Origin of the sequence: Agrobacterium sp. SORGH_AS 787, assembly GCF_030819035.1 — a bacterium.
In the GTDB taxonomy this organism is placed as follows: domain Bacteria; phylum Pseudomonadota; class Alphaproteobacteria; order Rhizobiales; family Rhizobiaceae; genus Agrobacterium; species Agrobacterium larrymoorei_B.
In genome coordinates this window covers 756,400-772,676 of sequence record NZ_JAUTBG010000002.1, presented here as the reverse complement: position 1 = coordinate 772,676, position 16,277 = coordinate 756,400, and the positions used below count along the sequence as shown (strand labels likewise).

Below are 16,277 nucleotides of genomic sequence, written 5' to 3'. Positions count from 1 at the left end.
ATAGTCATGGCCCTCGGCTTCATCAAAAAAGTCTTTTCGTTCGGCAACGACAAGGCCGAGACGGATAAGCCCGAAGGCGAAGAGGCCGTTTTGCATGAGCAGGACCGCAGCGCCTTTGAAGAAGCGTTGAGCGAGGCAGAAGCCCATACGCTTCCTGCCGAAGATCCTGTTGCCGATGTGGAAATGGAAACCGCCGCAGGGCCTGTTTCCGATGACGTTGAGCCGGTAGTCGAAGATGAGGATGATGAAGACGCGCCGCTTTTGCCTGGGCCTGAACTGGTCGGCGATATCGGCATGGTGCCGCTCTCCCTGCTGGAAGCCGAAGCGGCTGCCGACGAGGCTGTCGATGGTATCTCGCAGGATACTGTTTCCGCTGATGCGCCTCTCAACGCTCACACGCTGAATGATATTCTGGACGAGGCGGAAGCCGCCAGCGGCATTCCGCCCGCCGCATTGTCTCCTGCCGTTCCGGCCAGCCTTCCAAAAGGCTTCGCCTCCGCTGCGGATCGCGTCGAGCCGGTCGAGGTCGCACCGGAGGTGAAGCTCACCTGGTTTCAGCGCCTGCGCGCCGGTCTTGCACGCACCTCTTCGCAACTGACGAACCAGATTTCGGCCCTCTTCACCAAGCGCAAGCTCGATGAAGACACGCTGGATGAGCTGGAAGATCTGCTGATCCAGTCCGACCTCGGCGTCGAGACCGCCATGCGCATTACCGGCGCGCTGTCATCGGAGCGCTACGGCAAGGATGTCAGCGGCGAGGATGTCGCCAAGATCATGGCAAGCGAGATCACCAAGGTTCTTTTGCCTGTCGCCAAGCCGCTGGAACTCGATCTGTCGCACAAGCCGCATGTCATTCTGGTGGTTGGCGTCAACGGTACTGGCAAGACCACCACCATCGGCAAGCTTGCGGCAAAACTCTCCGGCTCCGGCCTGAAGGTGATGCTGGCGGCTGGCGATACGTTCCGCGCGGCTGCCATCGAGCAGTTGAAGATCTGGGCGGATCGCACCGGATCGGACTTCCTCGGCACCAAGCTTGGCGCCGATGCCGCAGGGCTTGCCTATGATGCCTATGAACAGGCGCGGGCGAAGAAGAGCGACGTGCTGATCATCGATACGGCGGGCCGTCTGCAGAACAAGACCGAGCTTATGGCCGAGCTGGAAAAGATCGTGCGCGTGCTGGCCAAGCTCGATCCGGAGGCGCCGCATACCGTTCTTCAGACGCTGGATGCGACGACGGGTCAGAACGCGATGAACCAGGTTGAGATTTTCCGCAACGTTGCGGGTGTCTCGGGCCTGATTATGACAAAGTTGGATGGCACGGCGCGCGGCGGTATCCTCGTTGCGATCGCTGCCAAGCATAAGTTGCCGGTCTATTTCATCGGCGTGGGTGAAGGCGTGGACGATCTGGAGCCGTTCGAAGCAGAAGATTTCGCCAAGGCGATTGCGGGAGTTTGAGTATGGATGTGGAAAGCAATCAGCGCGAAAGCGAAAAAATGGTGCGGGAAATCAGCCCGCTTCTGAAGTTCGTTTTGGAACTTGGGCCGCTTGTGGTTTTCTTCTTTGCCAACTCCAAGGGCGACTGGCTGGCCGAAAAGCTTCCCGTTCTGCATGAATTCGGTGGTCCGATCTTCATTGCCACGGGCCTCTTCATGATCGCCACCGCACTCGCGCTCACCGTCTCCTGGATTCTCACCAGAACCCTGCCGATGATGCCGCTGATCTCCGGCCTTGTGGTTCTCGTCTTCGGCGCGCTGACGCTCTATTTGCAGAACGATACCTTCATCAAGATGAAGCCGACCATCGTCAATACGCTCTTCGGCGTCATTCTGCTTGGCGGGCTGTTCTTCGGCCAGTCCTTGCTCGGCTATGTCTTCAACTCCGCCTTCAAGCTGACGGATGAGGGCTGGCGCAAGCTGACGCTGCGCTGGGGCATCTTCTTCCTGTTCCTGGCGGTGCTGAATGAAGTGGTCTGGCGGAATTTCTCGACTGACACATGGGTTGCCTTCAAGGTGTGGGGCACCATGCCGATCACCATCATCTTCACCATGGCCCAGATGCCGCTCGTCATGCGCCACTCCGTCGAACCGCTGAACAAGGACCACAAATGACCACGACGGTTGTGCCGGCCTCCCGCTCCTCTTCAATCAAATGGTATTGGGTAGCCGTCGGGCTACTGCTCGCGCAGATCGTCATTCTCTACATGATGGGCCGCGTTCCGATTTGCGAATGCGGCTATGTAAAGCTGTTCGAGCCGGGGGTGAACACGCCCGGTAACTCACAGCACATCGCCGACTGGTACACGCCGTCCCACATCATCCATGGCTTCCTGTTCTACGGACTTGCCTGGCTTCTCTTCCGCAGCAAGCCCTTGTCGTTTCGGCTGTCTCTTGCCGTTCTGGTGGAAGCGGCCTGGGAACTCCTGGAAAACTCGCCGATCATCATCGATCGCTACCGCACTGCCACCATGGCGCTCGGCTATAGCGGTGACAGCATTTTGAATTCCGCGATGGACACGGTGTTCATGATCGTCGGCTTCTTCTTCGCCGCCCGTGTGCCAGTGTGGCTGACGATCCTGATTGCGATCTTCTTCGAGATCTTCACCGGCTGGCTGATCCGTGACAATCTGACCTTGAATGTGCTGATGCTGGTCTGGCCGGTGGATGCCGTCAAGGAATGGCAAAACGCGCTTCCTGGCGCCTGATCGGCCAAGATTCTGCGTGAAGGCGGGGGCTTTATTAAGAAAGCTCCGTTAGAGCTAAAGGCCTCTCTCTTCCCATGCGCGAAGGCCGACGTCTTGCAGGATAATTTTGCCTATCTGCTGCCTTTCATCATGTTCACTTTCGGCGTGGTCTTCCTCGGCTTGCAGGCCATAGGCTTTCGCCCCGGGCGCTATTGGGGGCTTGGTTACATCCTGGGTGCTGCCGGTTTTGCTTTGCCGATGGTTCTGCCGGAGGGGTTTGATCTTTTCGGGGCGCTGCTGGCCGATTTCCTCTTCCTTGCCGTCTTTGTCCTTTGGCCACGCTCTTCTCGTCCAGTTCGGAGCGCCAACCTATGTGAGGGTGCGGCTCGGTGCTGCCATAGTGGCCTATCTTGTCGTCTGCTTCTTCATCCTGGTTCAACCAAACCTCAGAAACGAGCTTGCGACATCCGATATGGGGCTTGCTCTCCTTCTGGCTCCATCCATTTTCCTCGTTCGCCGCAAGACGCGAAACCTGATGGACAAGCTTTTGCTGGTCGCTGTCTCGCTGGTGGTTGCGGAGACGGTGACACGGGTTGGCATATTCTTATCGTTCACGAGCGGCGCTTCGCCGGAGAGCGTGGGCGCATATTTTGCCTCGGACTATTCCTATCTGGCGCAATTTACCGCCAGCATCTGCGGCTTCCTCATGGCGCTCTCGGTGCTCGGTAGTGCGATCGCCGGGGTCATCGAGCAGCACAGGCTGGACGCGGACCACGATCCGCTCACCGGGCTTCTCAATCGGCGGGGTTTCGATCTTTCCGCCCCGGACTTCCGGTTGACGCCGCCACCGGCGGGCGCGGTGCTGATCTGTGATATCGATCACTTCAAGTCGGTCAATGATCGCTTCGGCCATGCAACCGGGGATCGGGTGATCAGTGCGCTTGCGTCACTTCTGAAGGAAACGCTGCCTGCCAGTGCCAAGATTGCGCGCTTTGGCGGGGAGGAATTCGTCGCCTATGTGCCAGATCTCCCGGCCTCGCAGCTTGCGATACTGGCCAATATGGCGCGCAGTGCCTTTGCTGCTCGCAACTGGTCGGCAGGGCCGTTGCCGGTCAACATCACCAGCAGCTTCGGCGTGTCCGCCATCGCGCTTGGCGACCACTCCATTCATGACGCGATCTCGCGGGCGGACGGCTTTCTCTACAGGGCGAAGGAAGCGGGCCGCAATCAGGTGATGCAAGAAGGAATCGCGGTTCTGGGTGCCACGCCTGCGACCAGCCTCAAGGTCGTTTCGAGCTGAGGTCCACCACCGCTGCCATCAATCTCCGGCAGCGGCGTTCTCGATGGCCGGGATCAATTCGCGCTCATAGGTCGCCACGTCGATCGGGCCGACTTTCTTATAGATGATCGTGCCATCCGGGCCGACGAGATAGGTCTCCGGAATGCCATAGACGCCCCAGTCGATTGCGGCCCTGCCATTCGGATCGACGCCGATGGCGGCGTAGGGGTTGCCGAGTTCACCCAGAAAGCGGACGGCGTTGTCCGTCTTGTCCTTGTAATTGATGCCGACAATGTTGAGCCGCTTGTCCTTCGACAGCTCCTTCAGCATCGGGTGCTCCTGCCTGCAGGGCACGCACCAGGAGGCAAAGACATTGACCAGCGTCAGCTTGCCGGTAATGGCCGCATCGGTGAGCGCCGGTACATTGGAGCCTTCAAGCGGTAGAAGCGCTAGCGCGGGCGCCTTCGTGCCGATCAGTGCCGAGGGAATGGCGCTGACATCGAGGCCATTGACGTCCTGCTCGTAGAGCATCTTGGCCGCGATCGCCGCGAAGCCACCAAAGACCAGCAGCGGCAGGAGTGCGAGCACGTAGCGCGAGCGACCGCGCGATGTGGGAGGAGGCGCTTTCGTGTCGCTCATGTCGAGGGTGCCTCGGTTTTGGTCGGGCGGGAACGGCGGCGGATGCCGAGTGCTTCCAGCTCCTTCAGTTCGCGCTTGCGGGCGCGGCCATCAAGCCAGACCCAGGCAATCAGGGCGAAGACGATGAGGCCGGTGAGGGCGTAGGACATGCCGATGTAAAAGGCGTGGGTCATCGCGTCACGCTCCTCTTCCGGCGGCACGCGCGGCAAGACGCCGTTGCGCTGCGATGCGCCGGCGCAGGATCTCGTTGCGCATGGCGGCAAGATGAAGCGTGAAGAACAGCAGGGTAAAGCCGACAGCCATGGTCAGCAGCGGCCAGAGAAATTCCGGATCGATAGCCGGGCCGTCCATGCGCATCACGCTTGCCGGCTGGTGCAGCGTATTCCACCATTCGACGGAAAACTTGATGATCGGAATGTTGACGAAGCCGACGAGGATCAGAACCGCGCTGACACGCGCGGCCTTTGACGGATCGTCCATCGCCTTGTTGAAGGCAATCAGCCCGAGATACATCAGGAACAGAATGAAGACGGAGGTCAGGCGCGCATCCCACACCCACCACGTGCCCCACATGGGCTTGCCCCACAACGAGCCGGTGATCAGCGCAATCAACGTGAAGGCGGCACCGATCGGCGCTGCGGATTTGTGGCTGACATCGGCGAGCGGATGGCGCCAGACCAGCGTGCCGATGGCCGACAGCGCCATGACGGTATAGCACATCATCGAAAGCCAGGCGGCGGGCACATGCACATACATGATCCGCACCGTATTGCCCTGCTGATAATCGCCGTCCGTCGAGAAGGCGAGATAGAGGCCAGCCAGCAGACAAAGGGCGGATAGCCCCGCCAGCCATGGCAACAGGCGCGACGACAGCGCCAGAAACCGGGTGGGATTGGCGAGATCGCTAAATTTGGTGATGGCTAGGCTCGTATTGGTCATGGCATCTTTCTGGCCCCGGGCGAAGCCCTTTTACAATGCCGACGAAGCCGCGGCAATTGATCCTTGTCAATCGGCGGAATTGCGCAATGCCAAAGCGGCGAAGAACGGTCCAACCACCGATGAAAAGAGCGTGATGGCGATCAGGATCAGGAATGGCGGCATGAAGGGGGCCGGATCTTCCACCGCTGCATAAGACGCGCTGACGCCAAAGATCAGCACGGGAATGGCGAGCGGCAGAACGAGGATCGACACCAGCAAGCCGCCGCGCGGCAAGGCAACGGCGACGGCCGCGCCCACTGCACCGATGAAGGTGAGGGCGGGTGTGCCGACGAGCAGCGTCAGCATGACAGCGCCGATGGCGACTTCGCCCATATTCATGAAGAGGCCGAGAAGAGGCGAAGCGATGACGAGCGGCAGGCCGGTCGCTGTCCAATGCGCCAGGCACTTGACCAGAACTGTCAGGACCAGCGGGTTTTCATGCATCAGGATCAGATCGAGAGAGCCGTCATCTCTTTCTGCCTGGAACAGACGGTCGAGACCGAGGAGGGCTGCGAGCAGCGCGCCGATCCAGACGATGGCTGGACCGATGCGGGAAAGGAGATTGAGGTCTGGCCCGACACCGAAGGGGATAACGGCGACCACAGTCATGAAGAAGAGGACGCCGATCAGCGCGCCGCCACCGGCGCGGATGGAGAGTTTGAGATCGCGTAGGAAGAGGGCGGTCATCGTGGCGTGCTCCCTCTTTTGGAAAGTCTGCGCTGGGGCTTTTGTTGCGGACCCCCCTCTGCCCTGCCGGGCATCTCCCCCTCACGGGGGGAGATCGAATCGCGGCACGGTCTCGCCAATCTCAACTCTTGAAGATGGAGTGGAGGGCACGCCTCTTGCCGATCTCCACCCTTGAGGGGGAGATGCCCGGCAGGGCAGAGGGGGGTAAGCGCGGCACACTCGAGGAAGCCCATCAATAAACCTCCTCCACCCAAGCAAACCCCGTCATCCGCAATTCCTTAGCCTCCTCCAGCCCCAGCGGCTGATGGGTCGCGGCAATCACCATCCCGCCCTTGGCAAGATGCGTCTTTACCAGTCCGGTAAACATCCGGTCCGCTTCCGCATCCAGCGCCGCCGTCGGCTCATCCAGGATCCAGATCGGCTTCCATGCCACAAGCAGCTTCGCCATGGCGAATCGCCGCTGCTGACCAGCGGAAAGATATCCGAAGGGCAAATGGGTGATTCCGGCAAGGCCGACGATCTCGGCTGCGTCTTCGATCGAGGCAGAGGAGGTGCCGTTGAAGTCACCGAGAAAACGCTTCCAGAAGGACAGGTTCTCGTAAACCGTCAGTTCCTGCTTCATGGCGTTGCGGTGGCCGAGATAGTGGCTGACTTCGGCGGGACGAGTGCCCTTTTCTATTCCTTCGCCGGCTATCTTTATGGTGCCGGTCTCGGCAGGCAGGAGCCCTGCAAGGACGCGCAAAAGCGTGGATTTGCCCGATCCGTTGGGGCCAGTGAGAACGAGAGCGTCACCATCCGTTAACTGGAGATAAACGTTCATGAATATGAAATCTTCGCCTCGTCTGACGCCAAGATTTTCCGCTGTCAGATGCACTGCTCCGCCTCGTTTAAGATTTTAATCATCTCGATCAAAAAAAATCGAAATTAGCCGTTCGTTGGTCTGGCACGTTTTGGTGAAATTATCTATATGGGTCTCAACCACGCCAGCGGCCGGCGTGAACATCACCTAGCGCCGGACCTGAACGTTGCAAAAGCAATTTTCTCGTGCGGACAGCGGAAATGGTCGTACCCGCATCCTGATGTGCATGATAGTGCATAGGTGTCCGCACGCGCGTGTTGGCTATCAGAATGAGCGGGGTTTAATAACCGTGGCCAAATCTCTCGACAGTTTCAATTGTCGTTCCGTTCTTACCGTCGACGGTAAGGATTATGTCTATTACAGCCTGCCGAAAGCGGAAGCGAACGGCCTCAAAGGCGTTGCCAATCTCCCCTATTCGATGAAGGTTCTGCTTGAGAACCTGCTGCGTAACGAAGACGGCCGTTCGGTCCGCAAGTCCGATATCGAGGCTGTTGCCGAGTGGCTGAGCAACAAGGGCCTGAAGGAAGCGGAAATCGCTTACCGTCCTGCTCGCGTTCTGATGCAGGACTTCACCGGCGTTCCCGCTGTCGTCGACCTTGCAGCCATGCGTGATGGCATCAAGGCGCTTGGCGGCGATCCTGAGAAGATCAACCCGCTTGTGCCTGTCGACCTCGTCATCGACCACTCGGTCATCGTCGACGAATTCGGCAACCCGAATGCCTTTGCCCGCAACGTTGAGCTGGAATATGAGCGCAACGGCGAGCGCTACCGCTTCCTCAAGTGGGGCCAGCAGGCGTTCAAGAACTTCCGCGTCGTTCCTCCGGGCACCGGCATCTGTCACCAGGTGAATTTCGAATATCTCGGCCAGACCGTCTGGACGAAGGAAGAGGACGGCGAGACGATCGCTTATCCGGATACCTGCGTCGGTACCGACAGCCACACGACCATGATCAACGGTCTTGGCGTTCTGGGCTGGGGCGTTGGCGGTATCGAAGCCGAAGCGGCTATGCTCGGTCAGCCGGTTTCCATGCTTCTGCCGGAAGTCATCGGCTTCAAGCTGACGGGCACGCTGAGAGAAGGTGTCACCGCGACCGACCTCGTTCTGACCGTCGTGCAGATGCTGCGCAAGAAGGGCGTCGTTTCCAAGTTCGTCGAATTCTTCGGACCTGGCCTCGACACGCTGCCGGTTGCAGACCGTGCGACCATCGGCAACATGGGCCCGGAATATGGCGCGACCTGCGGCTTCTTCCCGGTCGATACCGCAACCGTCGGCTACCTCGACATGTCCGGCCGTGCGAAGGATCGTATCGCACTCGTCGAAGCCTACTCCAAGGCGCAGGGCATGTGGCGCGACAATGACGGTTCGCAGCTCGTCTTCACCGACACGCTCGAACTCGACCTCGGCGACGTCGTGCCGTCCATGGCTGGCCCGAAGCGTCCGGAAGGCCGCTTGCCGCTTGAAACCATTGCACCCAACTTCGCAACGGCTCTCGAGAACGACTACAAGAAGCCTGGACAGCTCCACACCCGCTACGCGGTTGAAGGCGAAAGCTACGATCTCGGCCATGGCGATGTGGCCATTGCCGCGATCACGTCGTGCACCAACACCTCCAACCCGTCGGTGCTGATCGCTGCCGGCCTTCTGGCCCGCAACGCGGTTGCCAAGGGCCTGAAGTCCAAGCCTTGGGTCAAGACCTCGCTTGCACCTGGAAGCCAGGTCGTGGCGGAATATCTCGAAAAGGCTGGCCTGCAGAAGGAGCTCGACGCGCTCGGCTTCAACCTCGTCGGCTTCGGCTGCACGACCTGCATCGGCAACTCCGGCCCGCTGCCTGCACCGATTTCCAAGACCATCAACGACAAGGGTCTGATCACCGCTGGCGTTCTCTCCGGTAACCGTAACTTCGAAGGCCGTATCTCGCCCGACGTTCAGGCGAACTACCTCGCTTCTCCGCCACTCGTCGTCGCTTATGCGCTGGCCGGCACGGTGCAGAAGGACCTGACGACCGAGCCGCTCGGCGAAGACCAGAACGGCAACCCGGTTTATCTGAAGGATATCTGGCCGACCTCTGCGGAAGTCCAGGAATTCATCCAGAAATACGTCACGCGCGAACTGTTCGAAACCAAGTATGCGGACGTGTTCAAGGGCGACGAAAACTGGCAGTCGGTACAGATTCCCGATGGCCAGACCTATGCCTGGGACGACAACTCGACCTACGTCCAGAACCCGCCTTACTTCGTCGGCATGGGCAAGAAGGGCACGGGCCTCAAGGATATCAAGGGCGCTCGCGTTCTCGGTCTCTTCGGCGACAAGATCACCACCGACCACATTTCTCCGGCCGGTTCGATCAAGGCCGCATCTCCTGCCGGTGCCTACCTCACCGAAAACGGTGTGGCGGTTGCCGACTTCAACCAATACGGCACGCGCCGTGGCAACCACGAAGTGATGATGCGCGGCACGTTCGCCAACATCCGTATTCGTAACCACATGCTCGGGCCGAACGGTAAGGAAGGTGGCTACACCATCCACTATCCGTCCAAGGAAGAGATGTCGATTTACGACGCAGCGATGAAGTACAAGGACGAGGGCGTTCCGCTCGTCATCTTCGCTGGCGTCGAATACGGCAACGGTTCCTCGCGTGACTGGGCTGCAAAGGGCACCAACCTGCTCGGCGTCAAGGCCGTCATCGCGCAGTCCTTCGAGCGTATTCACCGCTCCAACCTGGTCGGCATGGGCGTCGTTCCCTTCACCTTCCAGGAAGGCACGACCTGGGCAAGCCTGGGTCTGAAGGGCGACGAAACCGTCACCATCGAAGGCCTGGAAGGCGAGATCAAGCCGCGTGAGACCAAGATCGCCAAGATCACCTACTCGGACGGCACAGTGAAGGAAATCCCGCTGCTTTGCCGCATCGATACGCTGGACGAAGTGACCTACATGGACAATGGCGGCATTCTGCAGACCGTTCTTCGCGATCTGGCAGCCTGATCCATCTGTAAAGAGTTCGAAACGCCGGGAGCGATCCCGGCGTTTTTTTGTGGCTTTCGGGGTGGCATCTTCCGGGAGCCTGATGGGTCGGAGGACGGGACGGAGCACCGGTCTCCATCACTCTCTTGTTCCCCTCACACGAAGGCTGCGAAGCTCACCCCATCGTGACTTCCTCTTGAACGGAGTTCGAGGCTATTTTCCGCCTTGCCACCACACCCAAATTGATTGCATCAATGGTTCGGACCGGCCTTCAGACAAGGGTTCACACTATGCCGAATACAATTGACCCGCAGCGAAGCGGCATTTTTAGAAACAGGCTTCGCAGCGTCGGCGTTTCTCTGTGCCTGTTCGGTGGGTTTTCTGCAGGTGCTGCCTATGCTCAGGACGGGCTGAAAGGTGTGGTCGAGCTCTTCACCTCTCAGGGCTGCGCCTCCTGCCCTCCGGCGGATGCCAATCTGCGCAAGCTCATTCAAAATGGCGATGTGATCGGTCTGTCCTACCATGTGGACTACTGGAATTATCTCGGCTGGACGGATTCGCTGGCGTCGAAGGAGAATACCGAGCGGCAATATGGCTATGCCCGTGCGCTGGGACGCAACAATGTCTACACGCCGCAGGCCGTGGTGAATGGCCGCGACCATGTGAAGGGTGCGGATATCCAGACGATCTACCGCCGCCTGGACGATTTCAACAAGGCAGGTGAGGGCTTGAACGTGCCGATCAGCACCGAGCGCGTCGGCGATGAGATCGAGATCGATATCGGTGCCGGTCAGGGCAAGGCCGAGGTCGTCGTTGCCTATTTCAACCGCGAGCAGGTCGTCGACGTGCAGAAGGGCGAGAACCAGGGCAAGACCATTTCCTACTGGCATAGCGTCTATGATGTGCAGACGGTTGGCATGTGGGACGGCAAGGCCATGACCGTGAAGCTGCCGGCGAGCGTCATGAGCAAAGCGAAATCGGGCGGCTGCGCCGTGCTGCTGCAACAGATGGATGCAGCGGGCAATCCATCGGCCATCGTCGGCGCGAATGTATTGATGCAGTCTGAGGGATAAAAGAAATTGGGGATCCCGCTAGGGGAGATCCGGCCCGGGCATTGGGGGCTGGGGGTAAAGGGTCAATGCACCGGACCGGGTCATCTTGGTGCCTAGGCATCAATTGACAATCGCACTATTCCATTGAATTCGGGCCATGATTTGTTCGAAATTGGGCATTTGCGCCTGTTCCGTCCGCCTCATTGGTTACTGGAAAAGCTGCCCTTTACGCGCTCACTTTGCGGGCTTGCAATTTCACCAAGGCAGAGACAGACTGTCGTAGAGATGTCATAAGCAGTCGAGCGAGGTGCCTGATGGCCGATCAGCCGGATTTGCAATACGCGACTTCCCAGACTCGGGAAGGCTCCACCGTTGTTGATCTTCGGGAATACAAGCGAGCCAAGGACCCCTTGCCCGTGACCTTCCACCGCCGAGAACTGGACGCCATCCTGCGCGTCTACGGTCGAATGGTGGGCGAGGGGGAATGGCGCGATTATGCCATCGACCACATGAAGGAAAAGGCGGTCTTCTCCGTCTTCAAGCGCTCCGGCGAAATGCCGCTCTTCAGGATCGAGAAGAACCCCAAGCTTGCCGCCAAGCAGGGCGCTTACTGCGTTATCAATACCGATGGCCGCATTCTCAAGCGCGGGCATGAGTTGCCTCAGGTGCTTAAGGTCTTCGATAAGGCGCTCAAGCTGATCGATTGATATGGGTCGAGTAAGCGGACATGAAAAAAGGCGGCCACTGGCCGCCTTTCTGTTTGAGCGCTATCGCGATCCTTAGTTGTTCCGGTTGCCCAGGAACTGAAGCAGGAACATGAACAGGTTCAGGAAGTCGAGGTAGAGCGTCAGCGCACCCATGATCGCCTTGCGACCGGCCACGAGAACGTCATCACCTTCGAAGTACATTTCCTTGATCTTCTGCGTGTCATAGGCGGTCAGGCCTGCAAAGATCAGGACACCGATCGCAGAGACCGCAAAGCCAAGAGCGTCGGACTTAAGGAAGATGTTGACGATCGACGCGATGATGAGGCCGAACAGGCCCATGATCAGGAACGAGCCCATTCCGGACAGGTCCTTCTTCGTCGTGTAGCCATAGAGCGAAAGAGCGCCGAATGAAGCAGCCGTGATGAAGAACGTCTGGACGATGCTGGCTTCAGTATATCTCAGGAAGATCGAAGAGATCGAGAGACCGACAAGAGCCGCATAGACCCAGAAGGTCGCCTGAGCGGCAGACACGCTCATCTTATGTACGCGGAAGCTCAGGAAGAAAACCAGAGCCAGCGGAGCCAGCATCACGGCCCAGCGAAGCGGCGATGCGTAGATCGCGTAACCCAGGTTCGTCAGCATCTTACCGTTGGGCAGAGTCGCGACAGCAGCCGAAGGATCAGATGTGACGGCGAGGCTCGCAAAACCGAAGGCAGCAATACCGGTGATCACCAGCGCGAGCGCCATAAGGTTGTAAACCTTGAGCATATAGGAGCGAAGACCTTCGTCGATCATCGCACCAGACTGAGCACGGCCCTGGGCCATACGGTTCTGGTAGTTGTTAAAGTCAGCCATTGTTTCCTCTTTTAGCTCCGAAGTTGCTACGGTGTCGGGATAAGACCGTTATGCGGATACTACCCCAGGCGCCGCTGCGGAGCTACAGCAAGCCTACCAGAGAATATGAGGCGATGGCGCAGTCGTTACAAGAGCCAAAAATAGCGAAAAAACACCGTATGCGCGAAAAGCGATAACGTTTCTGACATCATTACCAAGAATTAATCGTAAAAGTTAAATAGCGCACAACTTTTCCGTTTTTTAGATTTTCACATGCAGCCAGCGGATTATTCGCCAGCTTGGCGCAGCACCGGTGCAGCCTTCTGGCCGAGGATGCGCCACGTGCCGATCAGGCCGATGCCCACAGTCATCACCAGCGAAACGACAAGCGTGCCGATCGCCACATCGGGCAGAAAGCTGGAGGGCAGCTTCATGATGCGGGCAATCACGAACCATGCGGAGACCCCACCAGCCAGAAGCGCGAAGGTGGCGGTCGCAACGCCGAGGATCATGTATTCGTAAGAGAAGGCGCGGATCAGCATGGAGCGGGTGCCACCGAGCGTCTTCAGGATCACCGCATCGCGGGTGCGGGCACGGTTGCCTGCCGCCAGCGCACCGGCCAATACAAGCACGGAGGCAATGAGCGCAACGGCTGCCGCCGCGCGGATCGCGGTTGCGAGCTGGCCCACCAGCCGGTCGACAATATCGAGCGCATCCTTGACGCGCACGGTGGTGATCGTCGGATAGGCATTGGTGACGCTGCGCAAGATCTCGCCCTCCTTGGCGGGCGTCGCCGACGGGTCCGCGAGTGTTGCAAGCCATGCATGCGGCGCGCCACGGAAGGTATTGGGCGAAAAGACCATGACGAAATTGATCGACATCGACTGCCATTGCACATCGCGGAGGTTGGCGGTCCTGGCGGTGATGCTGCGGCCAAGGACGTTCACGGTGACCGTATCGCCGATCTTGAGGCCAAGCTCGCGCGCCTCTTCGGCGGCGAAGGAGACCAGCGGCTCGCCGCTGTAATCCTTGCCCCACCACGTGCCCTCCGTGAGCTTGGAATTTTCGGGCAAATCTTCCGAATAGGTGATGCCGCGATCGCCGCGCAGAACCCATCGACCGGATGGCGGCACGTCGATCTTGGTGACGTCCTGGCCGTTCAGCGCCAGGATACGGCCGCGCAGCATCGGGACTTCGGTCAGCGTACCTTCCGGGGCCTCGCGCTTGACGAGGTCGCGGAAGCCATCGCGCTCGCTGCCCTGGATGTCGACGAAGAAGAAGTTCGGTGCCTTCTCCGGTAGCGTAGACGTCAGCTCCCGGCGCAGATTGCCGTCGATCAGCGTCAGCGTCACCAGAAGCGTGAGGCCAAGGCCGAGCGACAGCACGACGGAGGGCGTCAGCGCGCCGGGCCGGTGAATATTGCCGATCGCCAGCCTAAGCGCTGCAGAATGAACGCGTGGGCTGCGTCTTGCCAAGGCGCGGATGCCCCATGCGACGAGTCTGAGCACGACAAAGGCGAAGGCGATGGCGCCGAGAAAGACCGAGGCGATGAAGCGATCATCCGCCGTGAAAATCGCAAGGCCCGCGAGCACTGCGAGAAGGATGGCGGTTGCGGCGAGATAAGGCCACGAAGGAAGCCGTCCTTCGTCGAAGCCCTGTTCGCGGAAGAGCGCGGTTGCCGGCACTTCACGGGCCTGTCCGAGCGGCACGATGGCGAAGGCGAGCGTTGTCAGCATGCCGAAGACGGCGGCAAGCCAGAGTGCCGAGGGATAGAAGGCAAGCTCCTTCGGAATTGGCAGCACGCCGTCCAGAAAGCGCATGGCAATCAGCGGGGCAACGGCGCCGAACACCAGTCCGATTAGGATGCCGACGCAGGCAATGAAGCCGATCTGGAAGAGATAGGTCATTGTCACCACGCTTGCCGGTGCGCCAAGGCATTTCAGCGAGGCGATGGTGGTGCGCTTGGAATCAAGAAACGCCCGAACGGCATTGGCGACACCGACGCCGCCGACGATCAGCGCGGTCAAGCCAACCAGCGTCAGGAATTGCGAGAAGCGGTTGACGTTTTCGGTGAGCTGCGGCGCGGCACGATCGCTGGTGCGAATGGACCAGCCAGCGTTCGGAAATTCTTTGTTGGTCGTTTCGATGATCGTCGCACGCTTGGATGGGTCGGTCAGGCGAACCTTATAGGTGTGCTCAATCAGGCTCCCTGTCTGGATCAGGCCAGAGGCGACCAATGCGTCGCGGCTGATGAGCAGGCGGGGCGCAAAGCCGAAACCGTCAGACAGCGTGTCCGGCTCGGTGACGATAGTCCCCGTCAGTTTCAGCCTTGCATTGCCAAGAAGCAGTCCGTCGCCAATCTTGATGCCGAGACGCTCAAGCAGCATGGGGGCCGCGACCGCGCCAAAGCTTTCGCCTTGCCTAGCCAAAAGCTCGGGAAGGGGTCGTGCCGGTTCGGCGACAAAATCACCGTAGAGCGGATAAGCGCCATCGACGGCTTTCACCTCGGTCAATGTCTGCTGTGAGCCGTCCTCCAGCCGGGCCATGGAGCGCAGTCCGTCGGAAACGGCGACGTCGCCGAGACTGTCGATGTAAGCACGCTCTTCAGCGGTCGCTTCGCGGTTTCTGAGTTCGAAGCGCACGTCGCCCGCGAGGATCGACTGGCCCTCATCGGCAATGGCGCTGGTCACCGCGCGCGAGACCGAGTTGACGGCAGCAATCGCCCCGGTGCCGAGCGCGATGCACGCGAGGAAGATGTAGAAGCCGCCGAACCCGCCGCGGATTTCCCGGCGTGCCAGTCTCAGCGCATTTCGAATGTTGGTGGCAGAAGGGATCATGCGCTTGCTGCCTGTTTGGCGGCGGTGGAGCTGGCGCTATCCCCTTCGATCTGGCCGGAGCGGACCTTGATCTGGCGGGTACAGCGGGCAGCGAGCGACGGATCGTGAGTGACGAGGATCATCGTCATGCCGCGCTCGGCCTGCTTGGAGAAGAGCAGGTCGGCAATCTGCTTGCCGGTATCGGTGTCGAGATTGCCGGTCGGCTCGTCGGCGATCAGCACGGCAGGCGATGGAGCGAGCGCTCTGGCAATCGCCACGCGCTGCTGCTCACCGCCGGACAATTGGCCGGGATAGTGGTTGAGGCGCAGACCGAGGCCGACGGCGGTGAGTTCTCGTGTCGCAATTTCGAAGGCATTCGGCACATTGGCGAGTTCAAGCGGAACGGCAACATTCTCAAGCGCCGTCATATTGGCGATCAGGTGAAAGGACTGAAAGACGATGCCGATATTCTTGCCGCGGAAATCGGCCAGCGCGTCTTCTCCAAGCGTGTGGAGATGTGTTCCCGCAATTGTGATCTCGCCGCTATCGAGCCTTTCAAGACCCGCCAGAACCATCAGCAGTGTGGACTTGCCAGAGCCGGAAGGCCCGACGATGCCGACGGCTTCGCCTTCTTCAATGGTCAGATCGATGCTCTTTAAAACGTGGACGGAGGCGGCGGCATTGCCAAGGGTGAGGTCCGCCTTCTTCAACTCGATGGTGCTTTTCGCCACGTTTTTGCGTTCCTATATGATCAAGAGTGCAGAAGCCTTGCCGGCTTCACAAA

At 59.6% G+C, this 16,277-nt stretch carries 15 protein-coding genes; 7 read left to right on the top strand and 8 right to left on the bottom strand.

What is annotated here, in order from left to right; genetic code table 11:
* Positions 1-6 precede the first annotated feature (6 nt).
* The 4 genes from ftsY to QE435_RS13100 all read left to right on the top strand — a co-directional run bounded on the left by ftsY (position 7) and on the right by QE435_RS13100 (position 3,980).
* Positions 7-1,455, top strand: coding sequence for a signal recognition particle-docking protein FtsY (gene ftsY / locus QE435_RS13115; RefSeq protein ID WP_349041640.1), 1,449 nt, complete (start codon positions 7-9; stop codon positions 1,453-1,455).
* Positions 1,456-1,457: 2 nt separating this feature from the next.
* Entirely contained in the window at positions 1,458-2,108 is a 651-nt protein-coding gene (locus QE435_RS13110) for a septation protein A (protein ID WP_349041639.1), read from the top strand.
* Positions 2,105-2,701 carry a DUF2585 domain-containing protein gene (locus tag QE435_RS13105; RefSeq protein ID WP_349041638.1) on the top strand — a complete coding sequence of 199 codons (597 nt, stop codon included), beginning with the start codon at positions 2,105-2,107 and terminating at the stop codon, positions 2,699-2,701. Before QE435_RS13110 ends, QE435_RS13105 begins: the two co-directional genes overlap by 4 nt.
* Before the next feature lie 295 nt (positions 2,702-2,996).
* The gene (locus tag QE435_RS13100) at positions 2,997-3,980 is read left to right on the top strand and encodes a GGDEF domain-containing protein (RefSeq protein WP_349041637.1); all 984 of its coding nucleotides are present in this window, start codon (positions 2,997-2,999) and stop codon (positions 3,978-3,980) included.
* Positions 3,981-3,998: 18 nt separating this feature from the next.
* Here the strand turns inward: QE435_RS13100 and QE435_RS13095 are convergent, their stop codons facing one another.
* The 5 genes from QE435_RS13095 to ccmA all read right to left on the bottom strand — a co-directional run bounded on the left by QE435_RS13095 (position 3,999) and on the right by ccmA (position 7,137).
* Positions 3,999-4,598 (bottom strand): DsbE family thiol:disulfide interchange protein, encoded by a 600-nt coding sequence (locus QE435_RS13095; protein WP_349041636.1) that lies wholly within the window; start codon positions 4,596-4,598, stop codon positions 3,999-4,001.
* Positions 4,595-4,771 carry a heme exporter protein CcmD gene (gene ccmD / locus QE435_RS13090; protein ID WP_349041635.1) on the bottom strand — a complete coding sequence of 59 codons (177 nt, stop codon included), beginning with the start codon at positions 4,769-4,771 and terminating at the stop codon, positions 4,595-4,597. The genes QE435_RS13095 and ccmD overlap by 4 nt, the downstream gene beginning before the upstream one ends.
* Before the next feature lie 4 nt (positions 4,772-4,775).
* Positions 4,776-5,537: a heme ABC transporter permease gene (locus QE435_RS13085; protein ID WP_349041634.1), complete on the bottom strand. Its 762-nt coding sequence runs from the start codon at positions 5,535-5,537 to the stop codon at positions 4,776-4,778.
* A 66-nt stretch (positions 5,538-5,603) separates the two neighbouring features.
* Complete coding sequence (ccmB, locus tag QE435_RS13080) at positions 5,604-6,263, bottom strand: heme exporter protein CcmB (protein WP_130978523.1); 660 nt, start codon at positions 6,261-6,263, stop codon at positions 5,604-5,606.
* 232 nt (positions 6,264-6,495) lie between these two features.
* Positions 6,496-7,137, bottom strand: a complete 642-nt coding sequence (gene ccmA / locus QE435_RS13075; protein WP_349041633.1) for a heme ABC exporter ATP-binding protein CcmA — start codon at positions 7,135-7,137, stop codon at positions 6,496-6,498.
* A 274-nt stretch (positions 7,138-7,411) separates the two neighbouring features.
* On the opposite strand from ccmA, the gene acnA reads away from it, so the two are divergent.
* The 3 genes from acnA (at position 7,412) to QE435_RS13060 (ending at position 11,843) form a co-directional block, all read left to right on the top strand.
* Positions 7,412-10,105 carry an aconitate hydratase AcnA gene (gene acnA, locus QE435_RS13070; protein WP_349041632.1) on the top strand — a complete coding sequence of 898 codons (2,694 nt, stop codon included), beginning with the start codon at positions 7,412-7,414 and terminating at the stop codon, positions 10,103-10,105.
* A gap of 269 nt (positions 10,106-10,374) precedes the next feature.
* Positions 10,375-11,157: a thioredoxin family protein gene (locus tag QE435_RS13065; protein WP_349041631.1), complete on the top strand. Its 783-nt coding sequence runs from the start codon at positions 10,375-10,377 to the stop codon at positions 11,155-11,157.
* A 293-nt stretch (positions 11,158-11,450) separates the two neighbouring features.
* Positions 11,451-11,843, top strand: coding sequence for a DUF2794 domain-containing protein (locus QE435_RS13060; RefSeq protein ID WP_062444399.1), 393 nt, complete (start codon positions 11,451-11,453; stop codon positions 11,841-11,843).
* 72 nt (positions 11,844-11,915) lie between these two features.
* On the opposite strand, the gene QE435_RS13055 is transcribed toward QE435_RS13060, so the two are convergent.
* The 3 genes from QE435_RS13055 to QE435_RS13045 form a co-directional block, all read right to left on the bottom strand.
* A complete protein-coding gene (locus QE435_RS13055; RefSeq protein ID WP_349041630.1) occupies positions 11,916-12,698 on the bottom strand; it encodes a Bax inhibitor-1/YccA family protein in 783 nt (260 codons plus the stop codon).
* A 266-nt stretch (positions 12,699-12,964) separates the two neighbouring features.
* Positions 12,965-15,514 (bottom strand): ABC transporter permease, encoded by a 2,550-nt coding sequence (locus QE435_RS13050; protein ID WP_349041629.1) that lies wholly within the window; start codon positions 15,512-15,514, stop codon positions 12,965-12,967.
* Positions 15,511-16,224, bottom strand: coding sequence for an ABC transporter ATP-binding protein (locus QE435_RS13045; RefSeq protein WP_349041628.1), 714 nt, complete (start codon positions 16,222-16,224; stop codon positions 15,511-15,513). Before QE435_RS13045 ends, QE435_RS13050 begins: the two co-directional genes overlap by 4 nt.
* Positions 16,225-16,277: the final 53 nt, after the last annotated feature.

Bases quoted from the DNA above. Each gene is read 5' to 3' on its own strand.
- ftsY (WP_349041640.1), top strand. From the start codon at position 7: ATGGCCCTCGGCTTCATCAAAAAAGTCTTTTCGTTCGGCAACGACAAG.
- QE435_RS13110 (WP_349041639.1), top strand. From the start codon at position 1,458: ATGGATGTGGAAAGCAATCAGCGCGAAAGCGAAAAAATGGTGCGGGAA.
- QE435_RS13105 (WP_349041638.1), top strand. From the start codon at position 2,105: ATGACCACGACGGTTGTGCCGGCCTCCCGCTCCTCTTCAATCAAATGG.
- QE435_RS13095 (WP_349041636.1), bottom strand. From the start codon at position 4,598: ATGAGCGACACGAAAGCGCCTCCTCCCACATCGCGCGGTCGCTCGCGC.
- ccmD (WP_349041635.1), bottom strand. From the start codon at position 4,771: ATGACCCACGCCTTTTACATCGGCATGTCCTACGCCCTCACCGGCCTC.
- QE435_RS13085 (WP_349041634.1), bottom strand. From the start codon at position 5,537: ATGACCAATACGAGCCTAGCCATCACCAAATTTAGCGATCTCGCCAAT.
- ccmB (WP_130978523.1), bottom strand. From the start codon at position 6,263: ATGACCGCCCTCTTCCTACGCGATCTCAAACTCTCCATCCGCGCCGGT.
- QE435_RS13065 (WP_349041631.1), top strand. From the start codon at position 10,375: ATGCCGAATACAATTGACCCGCAGCGAAGCGGCATTTTTAGAAACAGG.
- QE435_RS13060 (WP_062444399.1), top strand. From the start codon at position 11,451: ATGGCCGATCAGCCGGATTTGCAATACGCGACTTCCCAGACTCGGGAA.
- QE435_RS13055 (WP_349041630.1), bottom strand. From the start codon at position 12,698: ATGGCTGACTTTAACAACTACCAGAACCGTATGGCCCAGGGCCGTGCT.
- QE435_RS13050 (WP_349041629.1), bottom strand. From the start codon at position 15,514: ATGATCCCTTCTGCCACCAACATTCGAAATGCGCTGAGACTGGCACGC.